Raw genomic sequence first — 17,955 nt, 5'->3', positions numbered from 1 at the left:
TCCGGTGCGTGGCCGTCGTGGGCGTGACGTCGAGCGTGCTCCCGTTCGCCCCGCACGTGACGCCGGCCGACGTGGATCCGGTGCAGCACCGGTCGGACCTGCTGGCCGAGCACTGCCTGCTCTTCGTGGCGTGCACCCGGGCCCGTGACGCCCTGGCGATCTCCTGGAGCGGCGAGCGCAGTCGCATGCTGGACCCGGTGACCGGCTGAGGAGCGCGGGGCCGCCGTCCGAACCTGGTCGCGGTTCGGGCGGCGGCCCCGGGTCAGGAGGCTCCGGTCCTCGTCGTCCCGTGCGTCACGGCCCTCAGGCCCGGATCTCCCGGACGACCACGGTGTGCGTCTTGCCCTGAGAGGCGTTGTACGAGATCTCACGTCCCGGCGGCTGCCACATCAGCGCGTGGCCCAGCGGAGACGACGGGGAGACGATGTCCGCTTCCTCCGTGGGCAGTTCCGCGACCGTGTACAGCGTGTCGTCGTCCACCTGCCCGTCGAACTCCAGGACGAGGAGCGCACCGGGAATCACCACCTCCGGAACACCCGGTTCGCGCGTCACCCGGACGGTGTCGACGAAGCTCCGCAGGAAACCGAGGCGCTCGGTACGGCGGTCACGCTGATCGGCCTGAGTCTTCCTGAGGAAGACGAGGTTGGCCGCGTCCATGCCTTCAGGGGTCTCGTTCGGGGCGTTCACCGCGATCTGGAGCTCCTGCATCTCGCGGACCAGCCGCTGGAAGGCGGCGGCCGGGATCTCCTGGACGGGGAGCGGGTTCCGGGCGGCTCGCGGGGACACCCGGTCCCGCACCGGGGCCACCGCGGAGGGAGTCGTCTCCACGGCGGAAGTCGTCTCCACGGCGGGAGCCGGCTCACGCGGGTCGCGGGGCCGGGAGCCCGAAGCCACCGGCCGAGAGCCCGAAGCCACCGGCCGGGTCGACCGGACAGCGGTCGCCCGGGGCTCGGGCCGCGGGATCTCGCTCTCCGCGGTCTCGTCCCGCGGGATCCCGCCCTCCCGGTCGTCCACCGCCGGGTCACCGGCCAAGGACATCTCGGTCCGCACGTCCGGGGACGGAGCGGCGGGTTTCTCCGGGGCCCCGTCACGGACCGGCTCGATGCCCAGCCGTTCCAGCTCCGCCCAGAGCGGTGCGAGGGCCTGTTCGCGGTCGAGGTGGAACCTGCTGCCGCGGATGCGGACGAAGGTCCAGTCGACCCGCTCCAGGTCGCGCTGCCTGGCGGCGGCGGTCGACGCGTCCTCGCCCTCGGCGAAGGCGTCGCCGTCACAGGCGACGGCGAGTCTGCGGGTGCCGCCCTCGACGACGAGGTCGATGGAATGGCGTCCGACCCGGTACCCGGGCCTGACCCGGTAACCGCGCGCGCTCAGTTCCAGGTACACCTTCTGCTGGAAGAGGCTGTCGAACGATTCGTGCCGCACGTCCGGGAGGACGTCGCCGTCGACCGCGACGACGTCCTCCTCCGCGGGACGTGTGAGGTGGTCGAGCCACTGCCGGCGCAGGTCGTTCTCGTGGAACTGTTCGGTGCGGGCGCTGTGGAACACCCACACCTGGTCCTGGGCGCGGGACGCCGCGACGTTGAGCCGCTGCTCGTACGTCTTGCCGTTGAAGCCCCCCGGCACGGTCCCGGCGGCGGTGGTGGCCGAGTTGACGCAGGAGACGAACATGACGTGGCGTTCGTCGCCCTGGAAGTCCTCCGCGTCGCCGACGCGGATGCGTCGCTGCTCACGCTGTTCGTAGTCGAGGCGTTCGGCGAGCAGGTTCTCCAGTTCCCCCAGATGCCCCTTGCTGGCACGGAGGCTGATGACACCCATGGTCTTCCCGTCGTACGCCGGGTCCGCGCAGCAGCGCACGATCGCGTCGACGAGTGCCTGGGCCTCGGCGGTGTTGGCCAGTCGGGTGTTGCTCCCGACGGCTTCGCCGTCCTCGACGTACACGGTACGGACCGGGGCGAGCCGGTCGGCGCCGTACTGACGAAGCGGCTGCAACCGGCCGTTGTAGCACAGCTCGTTGGAGAAGGAGATGATCTCCGGCATGCACCGGAAGTGCTCCTTGAGCATGAGCGTGCCCCGGCCGGCGGACAGCGCCTCCGTGAGATCGAAGAAGCTGGACTCGGGGCCGAAGAGGCTGCGGACGTCGGGTTCGAGCGCGGTGAGCAGCCGGTCCCTCAAGTGGAAGTACTCGTCCTGCTTGAGACCGACGTTGGAGGGGCTGACCTGCTTGCTGTCGCCGACGACGACCATGCGGTCGGCGAGCCAGCTCAGCAGCATGGCCTCCAGGCCCGACTGGCTGGCCTCGTCGACGATGACGACGTCGAACATGCCGGGACGGTCCATCGGCACGGTCTCCGCCACCTGGTGCAACGGCATGATCCAGGCCGGTACCGCGGTCTGCGCCTTCCGCAGTGCGGCCTGCGCGTCACGCCGGTAGCGATGCTGGTACTTGCCCTTGATCCGGCGGGCGGCCTGCTGGTACGCGCTGAGCGCCCGGGACTGGTCGCCGGTGAGCAGTCCGAGACAACGGTGCCAGGCGCGGGCGGCTGCGAGCCTCGCCAGCATGATGCGTGCCTCGTCGTCGGCCTCCGTCAGCCGTCCGCGCAGAGCCCGCTCGGCCTCGGGATCGGTGAGCCGCTCCATGCGCTCGCGCCACGCGGACCAGGCCCAGGCCTCGGCGAGGAGCGGCAGGCGCGCGTCCCACGCGACGTCCTCGTGCGTGTCCGTGATCCGCCGGGCGAGCGAGGGGAACGCGTCCTGCGCGCGGTCGAGCGCCGCGTGCTGCTCGGCCCGGAGCCGGGCGGCCTCACGGACTTCGGCGATCTCGTGGCTGAACTCCCGGTAGCCGTCGGGGTTCCGGGCGCGCACGGCGTCGAGCGCGCGCGTGACGGCGGGCGAGACGCCCGGCCGGTCGCTCCAGGCCCGCAGGAGTTCCTCGGTGTCCGCGATGACCCGGCGCGACCGTTCGGCGGCGCGCAATGTGGTGGCCGCGCGCAGAAGGGCCCGTACCGTGTTCTCGACCGACGGATCGTGCCAGGTGGCGACGGTCAGCACCGGTGAGGTCGCGGCGGCGGTGATCACGTCGGTACGGGCGGCGGCAACGGCGAGAAGCGCCTGGAGAACCTCCGCGTCCTGCCGCAGACGGGCGAGTCGCGGACCGTGCCCCTGCCATGCGCCGACCGGACTGCCCCACTCGGACTCGACCTGTGCCAGGCGCAGTTCGAGCTGCACACGGGCAAGGACGACGGCCGCGGTCTCCGCGTCCTCCGGGGTCCGCCCGTCGACGCGGACCGCCTCCACGAACGGACCGGTGGCCTTGGCCAGTTTCGAGCGGATGCCGAGCGGGCCGCGCAGTTTCTGCCCCTGGACGAGGCCGTCGTGCAAGGTGGTGGCCTGGCCGAGCGCGACAGCCGGGTCGTACTGCTCCAGGCCGCTGACCATCGCGGTACCCAGGGTGGAGAGCGAAGCGTCGACCGCCCCGAGCGTCTCGGCGACCGCCGCGCTCCGGCTGCGGGCCTGCCAGTCCTGCCCCGCGTTCACGTCTTTCAACAGCGCCACGGCCCATTCTCCGGCGGCGGCTGCGAGTGACGCGGCACGGACCCGCGCGGCGGTGAAGGCGTCCAGGGCCGTCGAGAGTCGCTGCTGCTCGGCTTCCGCGAGACCGCGCACGGCGGAGTCGTACTCGTCGCTCAGCGGATCCCGCCGCACCGCCGCGTGCGCCTCCTCCGCGGAGCGCACGACGGTGACCGCCTCCTCGAAGTCGCCGGGACCCGGCAGTTCGGAGGGGCCGGGGACCTCTGCCGCCAGGGCCCGGTGGTGCGGGGTGAACGCCCGGGTGGTGCGCAGGAGGCTCAGCACGTCGTCGACGCTCAGCGTGGGCTGCTCCTGCGGGACCCGGCCGAGCCACTCGTACCCGTCCGCCTCTGCGGTGAGGCGTTCCGCGATCTCCTGGAGGCTGCCGCTGTAGTCCCCGATCTCCGCCTCGAAGCGATGGGTCTCCTGCTCACGCAGCACGGCGAGATCGCGCAGCATGGCCTGCTGGGCGGACCGTGCCGCGGCGAGTCGCGTCCGGAGCTTGCGGATCTCACGCTGCGAGGCCTTCTGGTCGTAGCCGGCGTACTCGCTGAGGATCTTCGACACGGAGGCCTCCAGCTCGCGCTGTGCGGCCGCGCCGTCCTCGGTGCGGCTCACACACAGGTCACGGATGGACTCCGGCAGCTTGTCCCGCAGCACGCGCAGGGCACGCGGGGTGTGGCTGGTGATGAGAACGCGCTTGCCCTGGGCCAGCAGGTCCGTCACCAGGTTGGCGATGGTGTGCGTCTTGCCGGTGCCGGGCGGGCCCTGGACCACGACGAGGCGGTTGGCACGCAGACGCTCGGCGATCGTGCGCTGTTCCTCGTTGGCGGGGAGCGCGAAGTACATCTCGTCGCCGTCGTCCTCCGTGCCGTCGCCCTCGGCCGCCGCCAGGTCCGCGGCGGTCGACGCTCCGTCGCGGCCCGCGATGTGGCCGAGCAACTCGGTCGGTGGGGTGCCGGCGTCGATCTGGCGGGCGATGGCCTTGAGGGCGTCCATCGTGGAACGACGGTTCCGTTCCCGCAGGACGAGTGCGGGCGTGAGCCCCACCTGCGGCGTCTCGAGGTTCCGCGGTTTGACGCGCTCCACGGTCGGCAGGTAGCTGCCGGCACTGTGCGCGGCGTTGACCCAGCTGCGCAGGGCGGTGTGCAGGGCCTCGAGATGTTCGGGATCGGTCACGTCGGAGGCGCCCTCCAGCACCGCGACGATTCCCTCCCGCACCGGGCCCGGGACGTGCTGGGCCCCTTCGAGCATGCCCTCTTCGAGTTCCGGACCGGCACCGGTCGGGTCGGGCGCGGCGGTGAGCGTGCCGGTGGACGGATCGAGCCGGAGGGTGGCCCGGTGGGTGACCAGATGCCGTTCCACACGCTGGCCACTCGTCGTCTGCCAGGTCAGCCGGCCGAGCCCGAGCACGAGTTCGTACGCCTCGCCCAGGTTCGCGGCGTCCTCGTGCATCTTGTGGAGCCGGTCGTACAGCTTGACCAGGGGATCGACGGCCCGCCGCCGCTCGGCCCAGGAGAGCCACTCCTGCTCCCAGGCGGCGTACAGCTTCTCGATCTTCTCCCGCTTCGGGTGTTCGTCGAGCTCGTGATACGTCTTCTCGAGCGGGATGCCCCCGGACCAGTCCGGGAATTCGGGCTCGATCCGGCGACGCAGGTGCGGGGCACGGGTCTGTCTGAAGTCCCGGATACGCGTCTCGTCCACCCACGGCGCGAGCAGCGACTCGGGGTGAGGGGCGTCCTCACGCTCGGGGCGGGCCACGGTCAGCCACGCGGGGTCGTCGGTGGCGAGCACTCCGTCCAGCATCGCGGCGACGCCGGGGTCGTCCGGCAGCTCTTCGAACCACACGGTGCCGGCCGCGCCGTCGAGTGTGCGCACGGGCCGGGCCTTCGATTCCTCGGCCTCGGCGAGGAACCGAAAGATCTGGCGCACGCGCGTGGTGTCGAGCTCGTCGGCCGACGGCTCCTGTGCCGGGGTCGGCCGGGCCTGACGGCCGGGGCCGGTCGGCTGGGACGGCACGCTCCCGAGCACTGTCCGGGGCGCGGGCGGAAGCGCGTTGCCGTCGGCCGGCTCCGGAGCGGCCACCGCGCCCGGCTCCCTGTCCGCCGGCGGCGAACCGGTGACGGCCGTGGTGAAAGTGACGCTCTCGCGCTCGTGTCCGCCCGGGAAGCGCACCTCGATGTCCAGCTCCGCCATGGTTCCGGCGGGGATGCTGTAGGCCCAGGTCGCCGAGATCCTGCGGCCCTTGCCCAAGGTGCCTTCGAGTCGGCCGTCGAGCACCTGGGACCGATGGTCCAGTATCTGACGGCCCGTCTTTCCGTACGGTCCGCCCCGGACGAGCAGACTGATGCCGTCGACGTCGACGGGCCTTCCGGTGCCGTTGCTCAGGTACAGGGTGCACCGGACCACGTCGTCGCCCGGCCGGTGTCCGTAGGAGCCATCGGGGTCGACGAGCTCGTACGGCACCACATCATCGATTCGGACATACAGCCCGTCACCGTACTGATGGACGGAACCGACCGACTTCATGCCGTCGCTCAGACCGATCTCGCTCTGGCTCACACGCCACCCCACCGCTTCCGAGGCCACCTGGTGGCCACCTTGTGAAATCCCGCCCCGGCCACCTGAGTCGCTCGCCTGGAACGCGCCCCCGGCACGACGTATCAAGTGTGAACTGAGCACACGGATCGAGAGTATCAGGATCGCGCCCCAGGCGCCCCGCCCGGGAAAGCATGCACCCTCACCGCCACCCCGGAGGCCCAGAACCTCCGATTCGGGACACATCACCGACGCCACCGCACCCCGCCCCGACCGGGCCCCGGCCCCTCCCCCGTCGAGAACACGGCACGAGCACCGCCAGCATGCAGCTCATGCACTGAGTTCACAGATATTTTTCCTGAAAGTCCGTCACCTGACTGTGCACGAGCAGGCAATACGCATAGGCTCACCTCGCACAAGTCGGCCGCCGGGGAGGGAACCGCGATGCGGAAGGGCGGTGTCGAGCGCGAGCAGACACTGAACGCGATGGTCGGGATTCCGCGGACCCGGGCACGCCAGGAGGCGCGAACCGTGCGGTACGGCCGGACCGGCGCCGGCGCGGAACGGTGGACCGACGGACCCGGGCATCCGGGACGGCACCACGCCGACCGGTGACGTCCGCCGGCTCGGCGCTCCCGCGCGGAACCGACTCGGCGCTCCCTCACGGAACCGGCCCCGCGCGGTTCGCGTCCGTTGCTCGGCCCGTTCGTCCCAGGCGATGCCGGCACGGCGGGCGGGGCACTCCGGCGTCCGCCGGTCTCCGGTTCCGGGCGGACCGCTGTCCACGTCCTGTGTCCACGTCCTGCCGTCCTCTCCTCCTGCGCGATCGCGGCGCACCCGCCGTCCGGCCCGGCCGGGGCGCGCCCGGCCGCCCACTGCCCGCTGTCGTCCGACTGCCCGTCAACACCCGGCCCGTCCAGGCCGACCCTCTGTCCAAGGAAGTGTTCGTGAGCGCAACCGGCCCCGCTGGAAGAGTCCAGCCGGCTCGTCCCGGCGACCCCTCCCACATAGGCCCCTACCGCATCGCCGGACGTCTCGGCGCGGGCGGTATGGGCACCGTCCACGCCGGGGTCGCCTCCGACGGAATGCGGGTGGCGGTCAAGGTGATCCACCCCGAGCAGGCCCAGGAGGCGGAGTTCAGGGCCCGGTTCCGGCGCGAGGTGGAACTCTCCTCCCGCGTCACCGGCCCGCACCTGGTCCCGCTGCTCGCCGCCGATCCGGACGCGCCGACCCCGTGGCTGGCCACCGCCTACGTTCCGGGACCGACGCTGAACCAGCACGTGCTCGCGCACGGGCCGCTCACGGAAGGAAACCTGTACGCCTTCGCGGCCGCGACGGCCCAGGCACTGGCCGCCGTTCACGCCGCCGGTGTGGTGCACCGTGACGTGAAGCCGCAGAACGTCCTGCTCACCCCGGCCGGCCCCCGGATGCTGGACTTCGGCATCGCGCACGCGGCCGACGGCACCAGCGTCACCCGTACCGGGGTGATGACCGGCACCCCCGGCTGGATCAGCCCGGAGCAGTACCGCCGGGGCACCGCGGGTCCGGCGGGTGACCTGTTCGCGTGGGGGGCTCTCGTGGCCTACGCGGCCACCGGACGGCTGCCCTTCGGATCCGGCGCGCCCGACGTGGTGGCCTTCCGCGTGATGTCGGGGGAGGCCGACCTGGACGGCGTCCCCGCGGCACTGCGCCGCACGCTGGAGAAGGCGCTGGCCCAGGAACCGGGCGACCGTCCCTCCGCCGCCGAGGCCGCCCAGGAGTGCGTCACCCTGCTGGCGTCCCAGGCCACCCAGGTGGTGGGCGCCGACGCGGTACCGGCGACGGCCGTGGACATGGTCACGGCCCTCTGGGACGTGCCGGCCGGGGAGGATCCCGCATGGCATCTCCCCCCGGACCGGAGTCCTTCGAGGAAGCGGCTGATCGGCGCCGTCGTCCTGGCGGCGGGCGTCATCGGCGGCCTGGCCGGAGGAGTGGCGGCGCTGCTGCCCGGGAGCACCGGTGGCGGCACGCACACGTCGTCGTCCACGGCCTCCGTCCCACCGTCCTCCTCGACCGGATCCGCGCGGCCTCTCGCGAGCACCGCGAAGGACGACAAGGACGGCACGGCCGCGAACCGGCAAGCCTCGAACGGCGGCTCGGCGACCGCGGAGAGCTGGGCCCTGACGCGGACGGCGCAGGGCGCGGGCGAGCACGACGTGGCGCGCGCGGTCCTGCACGACGAGGGTGTCGTGGCCCAGGAGTTGGGCGACGGCGTCGGCTTCTCGCCGAAGAGCGTGCGGTTCCAGGAGTCGCGCCGGGAGGTCTACCTCTCGTACACGCTCGCCTCGGACGAGGAAGGGGCGATGTACGCGGAGACGGAGATCGCCAGGAACATGTGCCTGACGGTGCGGGACGTCGTGCTCCGTCTGCACCCGGATCTGCCCTACCGCACGTACGTCATGGTGAAGGAGGAGAGCGGCCGCGATCCCCAGGTGACGTGGCAGGACGACTTCGTCGCGAACTCCCGGTGCCGGTCGGCGGCCGACGACGACAGCGCCCAGGACTCGGGCACCGACCAGGACTCGGGCGCCGACCAGGGCTGGCAGCCGGACGAGGACGGTCTCGGTCAGGCGATGATCCCCAGCACCGACGGCGCGGAGATCCGGGTCGCGGACGGAGCGGCCAGGAAGATCATCGCCGGGACCAACGGGATCCGCCGGACCCTCGGCACGGATCGCGTGCTCGGCAACGCCGAGATCAAGGTGGGGTTCGACCCCGGCAACTCGGTGATGTACGTCTGGTCGGACTACCTGGAGTGGAACCAGGAGCAGGTCGAGTCCTGGGCGGACCTCGCCGCCGGTGAGGCGTGCCGGGCCCTCGTGCGTGAGCGCGAGAGCGCGGGGAGCGCCTGGCCGTACTCACGGTACGCCGTGGCGGAGATCGGCGGCTCCGGCTATCTGATGATCCGTTCGGGTACGGCCACCACGCGGGCCGCCTGTCCGGCCTGAGCGGCGGGCCGGGGACCGGCCCCCGGTCCGTACGGGCGGGACGCGCGGACGGACCGGTGAGCCGCACGGCCTCGGCGTGCCCGGGGTGACCGAGAACGGGACCTGGTCTTCAGCAGGTCCCGTCACCCGAGGCCGACGGCACGGCGGTATCGGGACATCGGGCGACTCCGTGTGTTCAACGGGCTCGGCCGGTCGTTGGCGGGTCGGTCGGTCAACCGGATTCAGGCGCCGAAAAGCGCGTGCGGTGCGGCCGGAGGAGCCCGCACACTTCTCGGGTGATCGTGTCGCGCCCCGTTCTGGAAGTGCTCCCACCACCCGACTTCGCTTTGTGGCTCGTCATCGACGCCACACCGTACGACTTCCTGCCGCTCCACGGCGGACTCGCTTCCGCCGAGATCGGCACGGCGATCGCGAGCATCGCCCAGCACAACGCCGTCGCGCCGGAGGAGAACCGCCCACCGGCGTCCGCGGACCCGCTCGACGACTTTCTGCGCGGGCTGCTCACGACGGACCGCGTCCACGTACCGGGCGGCCTGCGCGTGACGGACACCGGCACCGGCTTCACGCTGCTTCCGGGGTGCTGCACCGGTCTCGAGGAACGCGGCGACTGGCTCGAGGTCCTCGACGGGAACGGATGGGCGTGCTTCGGCCACGATCCCTCTCCGGTCGCGGAGCGCGTCGGGGACGCCGTCCGGCTGACGGTGGACGAGGAGGGGGCGGACAGCGCCGTGACCGAGGTTCGGGTCGACGAGCTGAGACGGTCGCTCGGCGAGGCGGAGCTCGATCTGATCGGCTTCCTGCACCTGGCCGCGGTCTGGGCCGCCGAACACGTACCCGATCACGCCCAGGAGGTCACGGAGGTGCTCGCGCGGGCCCTGGGACTGCCGGCTCCGGCACTGCCGGCTCCGGCACTGCCGGCTCCACGCGCCGACGGCTGACCCGACACGTGCAGATGACGCCGGTCGGCTCCGCTGCTCCCTCGACGGCAGATCGCGAAGGCCCACGGGCTTGAACACCGGAGCCACGTCACGGAGTCGAATGCGGCGGGGCTCCCCGATCAGGCCGAATCACCGGCACCCGGCCTTCGACGTCGCCAAGGGCGAGGCTCGCCGTACACCACTCTCGGTGGTCGAGGCGCGAGAACAGTCGCCGATCCATGCACTGAGTTCACAAGGGATTCTTCGCCGGATCCGCCGTCATCCGCACCCCCTTCGAATCCAACCCGCACCTCCTCGCGGCCCCACGGGGCGGCAGGTGACGGGCGGCGGTCACCGCACCGCCCCCGGCGCGAATCTCCGGATCCTCCCCACCTCCACACTTCCCACACAGCGACTTCGCGGTTCCATACTGTGAACAAAGTCAATGAGCGTAGTAGCCTTCACGGCAATACAGCCGCCGGGTCACTGACCAGTCCTGCCGGCCCAGCACCTCGGAGACTGTTCGATGAGTACACCCCAAGCGGTACCCGTCAGCCTTGCCGAGATCGCCCGGATCGCCGGTGTGGGACGCGCGGCGGTGAGCAACTGGCGCCGCCGCCATGACTCGTTCCCCACCCGCATCGGCGGTACCGACGTCAGCCCGCAGTTCTCGCTGGCGGAGGTGGAGCAGTGGCTGAGGGACAACGGCAAGCTCAAGGACATCGGTGGCCGCGAGTTCCTCTGGCCGCGGTTCGAGGCGCTCGGGAGCAGGGACGAGTCGGGCCTGGCCGTCGCCGAGTCGGCACGTCTGATGCGGGCCCCTCGCGCCCGGGTCTCCCATTCCGAACTCTCCGACACGGCAAGGGATCTGGTGAGCGAGGCGGCGAGGCTGGGGCGTGCCGGGGGACCTCGCGAGACCTTCGAGTTCCTGCTACAGCGGTGGCTGGAGACGCACGTACGACAGCTCAGCACCACGCCCCCGCAACTCGCCTCGCTGATGGCGCGGATGGCACTCACCGTGCGCCTGGGCCGGGGTGAGAGAGAACTGACCGTCCTCGACCCCGCCTGCGGCAGCGGCCATCTGGCCGCTGCCGCGGTACGGGAACACGACGGTCCCGGTCTGATGGTGCTGGGATGCGAGAGGGACCCGGCGCTCGCGGCCCTGGCCTCCGCGCGGCTCGGATTCGTCACCGAGAACCGGGACGTCCGTACCGAGATCGCCACGGCCGACGCGCTGCGCGAGGACCCGTTCGCCGGCGTGCGGGCGGACATCGCGCTGTGCAACCCGCCCTTCAACGAGCGTGATTGGGGTTACGAGGAGCTGGCCACCGACCAGCGCTGGACACACGGGCTGCCACCGCGGACCGAGCCGGAACTGGCCTGGGTGCAACACCTGCTCTCCCACCTGAAGCCCGGCGGCTCGGCCGTGGTCGTCCTCCCCCCCACCGTCGCGTCCCGCAAGGCGGGCCGTCGTATCCGTGGTTCGCTCCTTCGTACCGGGGCGCTCCGAGCGGTCGTGGCGCTGCCGCCCGGCAGCGCACAACCACACAGCGTGTCCCTCCAGTTGTGGGTTCTGCGGGGCGCCCCGGACCGCCCCGCACCCACCCCTTCCAGCCAGGACGCGCTGCTCGTGGACGCGACGGGCTTCGCACGACCCGGCGCGCGCGAACCGGGCCCCGACTGGGACGCTCTCGGCGCATTCGTGCTCTCCGCCCTGGAGGTTCTCGACCGGCCGGACGCCGAACTGCCGGAAAGCACGGTTCGCGTTCCCCTGCTCGACCTGCTGGACGACGAGGTGGACGTCACCCCCGGGCGCCACACCACATCGAGCACGGAGCCGTCGGGCGCCGAACTCGCCTCCTCATGGGGCAGGTTGGGGGCCTCGTTGGCCGACCTGGCGGGCCACGTGCAGTACCTGTCCAAACTCGGCTTCGAGACCGGGATGCCGCAGACCACGGCGACTGTCGGGGACCTCGTGAAGGCCGGCGCGCTCACACTTCGCGCCGGTCAGCAGCCGACGGAGACAGCGGCACGTTCCCCCGAGGCCACCGTTCCCCTCCTCACGGTTCCCGACCTGCTGTCGGACGGCACTCCCGGCGGACGGCTGCCCGTCGACGCGGCGCACACGACGGTCGAGGACGGGGACGTCGTGGTCGCGGGAGTGGTCAGGGCGTTCAGGGCGTGGGTGCACGAGGGCCCTCCGATGGCCCTGGGCCCCCAGCTCTACGGCTTGCGGGTGGACCGGGAGAAGCTGGACGCCCATTTTCTCGCCGGTTGCCTGCGCGCACCCGCCAACGGACGTCAGGCCGGGACCCACGCCTCCAGTTCGTCGAGGGTCGACATCCGGCGCCTCCAGGTGCTCCAGCTCCCCCTGGAGGAGCAGGCCGCGTACGCCGAGGCCTTCCGTCGGCTCGCGGCGTTCGAATCGCTCCTCGGCACGGCGGAGAAGCTGGGCAGGGGGTTGGTCGGCGACGTGAACGATCGACTCGCGGCGGGAGGGCTGACCGCCTGACGCCGCACGGGGTCCGCCGCCGTCCGGTCACCGGGGCGGACCACCCGCCGACGGGGAAGCCACCGGTCCCGTCGGCCACCCGGGCGCGGGACGGCGCGGCACGAACGCGCGGAGCCCCACGACCCGTGCGCGCCGGGAGCGGGTGACGTGCGATGCCGGGACCCGAAACCGCCCGGCCCCTCGGCGGCGGTCCGCCCGGTCCGGGACCGGCACCGGATCCGACGGCGCACACCGTGCGCCGGAGCGGCGCCGTGCACACCGGCCGCACTCGGCGCCGCACCCGAGGGCTCGTGCGCCGGGCACCCGTGGTGACCTCGTCCCGGAGAGCCGAGGTGGTCACGTCCCGTGAGCGGCCCGCTCCGAGGCCCCTTCCCGCAGCCACCCGGCCGATCACGCCGGGAGCGGCCCGATCGGGTCACGGCGGCCGGGACGCGGCGGCGGTCCGGTCCACGCCCGGAGTCCTCCCCCGTGGCTCCGGCAGTCGTATGGTTCGGGGTGATTTATGGTGACTCCAGGAGTACGCCCCTACCGGAGGTGCAATGATGCGCGCCGCGGCAGCGATCGTCTCTCTGGCTGTCGGCGTGACGCTCATCGTCGCGACACCGGCTTGTGACCGGGGCGGGTCGGAGTCGTCGTCGAAGGCCCACTACGGCGACTGCGAGGTCTCGGGACACCGCGGGGAGTTCCACCTGTCGCCCATGACGGCGGGCGCCCTCACGGTGAAGACGACCCTGCCCGCGCCCGGCTGGTGGAACGGCGGTGACACACCGGACTCCATCAAGAGCGGCTACGAGTACTGCATGGCAGCCAACATCGCCTACCGGTCCGGACTCGACCGGGTGAAGGTGGAGAACGCCCCCTTCCCGGAGGTCGTGTCCGGCCGGACCAAGGACTTCGACCTGGCCCTGGCACAGATCACGATCACCCCGGAACGGAGCAAGGTCGCCGACTTCTCCCCGCCCTACCTCTCCTCGACCCTGGGAGTGCTGATCAGGGACGACGAGAAGATCGACGAGAGCAACATCCGGGACGTCCGCATCGGAGTGGCCGAGGGCACCACGGGCGAGGAGTTCGTCAAGAACCGCCTCAAGCCGACCAAGCCCGCCACCTCCTTCCCCAACGACCCGGAGATGGTCACGGCGCTGGAGAAGGGGCAGATCGACGCCGTCGTCCACGACACCACGATCCTGCTGGCGTATCCCCAGAAGCGGGAGGGCAGGGTGCGCCTCGTGGGCCAGTACAGGACCGACCAGGGGTACGGCGCCCTGTACCCGAAGGGGTCGTCGAACAAGAAGGAGCTGGACCGGGTCATCAAGCAGCTGATCGACGACGGGACGCTCACCAAACTGTCGGCCGTCTACCTCGGGTCCGCTTTCGGCCAGGACCCGGCCAAGATCCCGTACTTCACGGTCGAGGGCAGTTCCTGAACACCCCGGGCGCGCACCCCGGGCCGCGGTCCGGTTCCCGTCCCGCTTCACAGGTCCAGGTCCGCCAGCAGGAGACCGCTCAGGTCCCCGGCGGCTCCGGCGTCGAGCGCCTGCTCAGCCCAGATGATCTTGCCCCGGTCGGTGTACCGGGTCCCCCAGCGGCGGGACATCTGCGCGACGAGGAACAGCCCACGGCCCCCCTCGTCGGTGGTGGCCGCGCGGCGCAGGTGCGGGGAGGTGCTGGTGCCGTCGGCGACCTCGCAGATCAGGCTGTCGCCGTCGCGCAGCAGCCGCAGGCTGATGGGGCTCGCTCCGTACCGGATGGCGTTCGTCACCAGTTCGCTGAGGATCAGCTCCATCGTGAAGACGGCCTCGCCGAGTCCCCAGGACTCCAGCCTGCGGGTCGCCTCGGCGCGGATCCGGGGGACGGCCGCGGGATCGGCGGGGACCTCCCACTCCCCGACCTGCTCCGGGTCGAGCAGCCGGGTGCGGGCGACGAGCAGGGCGACGTCGTCGCTCGACCTGGTGCGCAGCATCGCGTCGAGCACCGCCCGGCAGGTCTCGTCCGGGGAGGTGCCGTCCGTATGGGCGAGTGCCTCCTTCAGCATGCCGAGCCCGGTGTCGATGTCACGGCCGCGGGCCTCGACCAGGCCGTCGGTGTAGAGGACCAGCCGGCTGTCGGCGGCCAGCCGGAATTCGGCCGTCTCGACCGGCAGACCTCCTCCCACGCCGAGCGGCGGGGCGACGGGGATCTCGGGGAAGGTCACGGAGCCGTCGGGCGAGACCAGCGCCGGACCGGGATGACCGGCCCGGGCGAAGACGCACCGCCCGGAGACCGGATCGTATACCGCGTACAGACAGGTGGCACCGGTGATGGCCTCGGTGTTGCCCTCGGCCGCCGCGTCCTGGTCGATCCGGGTGATCAGGTCGTCCAGGTGCGCGAGAAGCTCGTCCGGAGGCAGGTCCAGGGCGGCGAAGTTGTGCACCGCGGTCCTCAGCCGGCCCATCGTCGCTGCGGCGTGCAGACCGTGTCCGACGACGTCGCCGACCACCAGGGCCACCCGGGCACCCGGCAGCGGGATGACGTCGTACCAGTCGCCGCCCACCCCCGCCTGGGCGGGCAGGTACCGGTGCCCGACCTCCAGGGCGGACATCTCGGGGAGCACGCCGGGCAGCAGGCTGCGCTGGAGGGTGACGGCCGTGATGTGCTCGCGGGTGTAGCGGCGCGCGTTGTCGATGCACACGGCCGCCCGGGCGGCGAGTTCCTCGGCGGGGGACAGGTCGTCCGGCTCGAAGGGGTCCTGCTCCGAGCGCCAGAACTCCACGACCCCCAGCAACTGGCCCCGGGCCTGGAGCGGCACGGAGATCATGGAGTGGATGCCGTATTCGATGACCTCCCGAGCCCGCTCCGGGTTCTGGGCCCGCCATCCGTCGGCCATGGCGAGGCGCGCCACCAGGACCGGCCGGCCGGTGGCCATGCCGACGGCCACGGGGTTGTCCGGCGCGTAGTGCATACGCCTTCCCACGGGGTACAGGGGCACGTCGTCCCGGATGCCCGCGGCCGCGATGCGGCGCATCTCCATGCTCGCCCCCGTCGGCTCACCACCGCGCAGCACGGGCTCCACCAGCTCGACGGTGGCGAAGTCGGCGAAGCGCGGGACCGCCACCTCGGTCAGCTCCTCGGCGGTGTGCTCCACGTCGAGGGTGGTGCCGATCCGCGCGCCGGCCTCGTAGAGCAGTTGCAGGCGACCGCCCGCCACGTCCGCCCGGCCCGCGAGGGTGCGCAGCTCCGTGGTGTCCCGCAGGGTGGCCACGCTGCCCCCCTTCGGGCCCACCGGCCGCACGTTGACCGCGAGCAGGACGTCCCCGGCCAGGAAGACCTCATCCGTGGCCGCCTGGCCCGATCCCAGCAGCGCGGCCAGGTCCGGGCTCAGCCCGAGTCCGGTGACCGGCCTGCCCTCGGCCTCCGGCGGCAGGGCGAGCAGCCGCCGTGCCTCGTCGTTGACCAGCAGCAGCCGTCCGTCGGCGTCCAGGATGATCACGCCTTCACGGACCGCGTGCAGCACCGCGTCGTGGTGCTCGTACATGCGGGTCATCTCCACCGGCCCCAGGCCCCGGGTCTGGCGCCGCAGCCGCCCGCTGACCAGTGCCGACCCGGCCGCGGTCAGCAGCAGCGCGGTACCGCCGGCGGCGAAGAGCACCGGCAGCTGGTCCTGCACCACGCCGCTCACCTTGTCCACCGTGACTCCCACGGTGATGAGGCCCACGGCGTCGCCCTTCTCGTCGAAGACGGCCACCGTCGAGTCGACCGCCTTCCCCAGACTGCTGTCGAACGTGGTCTGGTGGGGCTCGCCCCCGAGCGCCGCGCCGTAGGAGGTGGAGACGTGCTTCCCGATCTGGTCCGGGTCCGGGTGGGTCCACCGGAAGCCGTAGGGGCTCAGCGCCACGACGTAGTCGACGCCGGTCTTCTTGCGCACCGTCTCGGCGTGCGGCTGGAGTTCCGCCGTCGGGTCGTCGCTCTTCATCGCCTCCGCGGTGCCCGGGGCGTTCGCGAACGACTCCGCCGCCACCAGCGACCGGTCGGCGGCTTCCTGGATCGCACGGTTGCGGTCCTGGAACACGAGCACCACCACGGCCACGACGATGAGCACCAGGACGATCACCAGTTGCAGCAGGAAGACCTGAGTGGCGACGCTGCGCGGCTTCAGCGACGACAGCATGCGCCGGCCGAACGAACGATGACGGGCCTCCGGGCCGGCTTCCGCCGGTCCGGCCTTCGGCGGCACGCGGTCGCCCCGGCGACTCGCCGGGGCATATCGCCCAAGTTTGCCCATTTTCTCAGTATCAGCGACCGGCTCGGCGGGCGCGGCTCAGGACGGGCCGCTCCCGGGTTACCGGCACCGGTCAGGGGCGGGTCAGGGGGGCGGGTCCGGGCGGCCCACCCCCGCGGAGGTCAGCTGTTGGCGTTGAGGACGGGGTAGTAGCCACTGGCGTGGCCGGTGGCAGTGGGGTGGTACGACTCCCAGCTCGGCGAGACCACCAGGGAGTGCAGCCAGCCGTCGCTGGAGCACAGCTCATGGCCGCCGAACGTGGTGCGGACGTCCCCGAAGACGAAGCCGTGGGCGGCGGCCCGCGCGGCGATGACACCATCCATGACGTCGGACGCCTCGTCGATCTTGCTGTGCTTGGTGGCGCTCAGGCCGATGCAGAAGACGTTGAGCGTGTACACGTGGGGGTAGCCGAGAACGACCACCTTGGCGTTGGGTGCCTTGGCGCGGATGGCGTCGTAGGTGGCGTCCAGGCGGGCGGGGAGCGTGTTCCGGGCGTAGTTCTCGGCCGTGTTCACGCGATTGACGCAGTCGGTGTCCGAGCCGGTCACGCAGGTCGTCATGACGTCCGAGAAGCCGGCGTCGTTGCCGCCGATCGTGAGGGAGACGAGGCCGGTGGAGGAGTTCAGGGGAGCGAGCTGGCCGTTCGTCACGTCCGTGGTGACCGCGCCCGAACAGGAGGTGTCGGCGAACGAGGACGGTGCGTGGGCGTTCTTCCACAGATAGGGGTAGGCACTGAGGCTGCGGTGGCAGTCTCCGCTCGAACTGTCGTAGTTCCCCGCGCCGTTGCCGGCCGAGTACGAGTCACCCAGTGCGACGTAGGCGGGTCCGGCGGCGTGCGCCGGACCCGTCAGCACCAGGCCGAACATCATGGCGAGACCGAAGGCGACAAGGGTGGATCTCAGTTTGACGCGTCTCACAGGACCTCCCTGAGCGGGAAAGCTGGCCCTCATTTGGTACAACCGGCAACCATTTTTAGGAAGTGTTCATGTCAAAATTGTTTCCGTATTCAACATCACGTTTGACGTCACGGAAACACGCGCGGACACCGGTCGAGGCGCCCCCGCGAGCCGGCGGCTCCGTCACGCACCACGCCCGAGCCGTCACGGCACACGAGGGACGACCGCCGAGGACGGGACCCGCGGCACCCTGGAGGAGGGGGTGCGACGGCGGGAGGGA

Annotated in this window: 8 protein-coding genes; 5 read left to right on the top strand and 3 right to left on the bottom strand. The window is 71.7% G+C overall.

The window, feature by feature from the left end:
* The coding region (locus CW362_RS39125; protein WP_420856897.1) for a hypothetical protein at positions 1-209 on the top strand (209 nt) is incomplete at its 5' end.
* A gap of 94 nt (positions 210-303) precedes the next feature.
* Here CW362_RS39125 and CW362_RS39115 read toward each other — a convergent pair.
* Positions 304-5,598 carry an AAA domain-containing protein gene (locus CW362_RS39115; protein WP_103554348.1) on the bottom strand — a complete coding sequence of 1,765 codons (5,295 nt, stop codon included), beginning with the start codon at positions 5,596-5,598 and terminating at the stop codon, positions 304-306.
* A 1,454-nt stretch (positions 5,599-7,052) separates the two neighbouring features.
* On the opposite strand from CW362_RS39115, the gene CW362_RS39110 reads away from it, so the two are divergent.
* From CW362_RS39110 to CW362_RS39095, 4 genes are all read left to right on the top strand, one after another.
* Positions 7,053-9,092 (top strand): serine/threonine protein kinase, encoded by a 2,040-nt coding sequence (locus CW362_RS39110; RefSeq protein ID WP_103554347.1) that lies wholly within the window; start codon positions 7,053-7,055, stop codon positions 9,090-9,092.
* A gap of 275 nt (positions 9,093-9,367) precedes the next feature.
* A complete protein-coding gene (locus CW362_RS39105) occupies positions 9,368-10,030 on the top strand; it encodes a hypothetical protein (protein WP_103554345.1) in 663 nt (220 codons plus the stop codon).
* 505 nt (positions 10,031-10,535) lie between these two features.
* Entirely contained in the window at positions 10,536-12,521 is a 1,986-nt protein-coding gene (locus CW362_RS39100) for an N-6 DNA methylase (protein ID WP_103554344.1), read from the top strand.
* 581 nt (positions 12,522-13,102) lie between these two features.
* Positions 13,103-13,948, top strand: a complete 846-nt coding sequence (locus CW362_RS39095) for an ABC transporter substrate-binding protein (protein WP_240658285.1) — start codon at positions 13,103-13,105, stop codon at positions 13,946-13,948.
* 47 nt (positions 13,949-13,995) lie between these two features.
* On the opposite strand, the gene CW362_RS39090 is transcribed toward CW362_RS39095, so the two are convergent.
* Both CW362_RS39090 and CW362_RS39085 read right to left on the bottom strand, forming a co-directional pair.
* Positions 13,996-16,668, bottom strand: coding sequence for a SpoIIE family protein phosphatase (locus CW362_RS39090; protein ID WP_240658284.1), 2,673 nt, complete (start codon positions 16,666-16,668; stop codon positions 13,996-13,998).
* 233 nt (positions 16,669-16,901) lie between these two features.
* A complete protein-coding gene (locus tag CW362_RS39085) occupies positions 16,902-17,696 on the bottom strand; it encodes an SGNH/GDSL hydrolase family protein (RefSeq protein WP_420856896.1) in 795 nt (264 codons plus the stop codon).
* Positions 17,697-17,955: the final 259 nt, after the last annotated feature.

Source organism: Streptomyces populi (assembly GCF_002911015.1).
In the GTDB taxonomy this organism is placed as follows: domain Bacteria; phylum Actinomycetota; class Actinomycetes; order Streptomycetales; family Streptomycetaceae; genus Streptomyces; species Streptomyces populi.
This window is presented reverse-complemented; position numbering and strand designations above follow the sequence as displayed.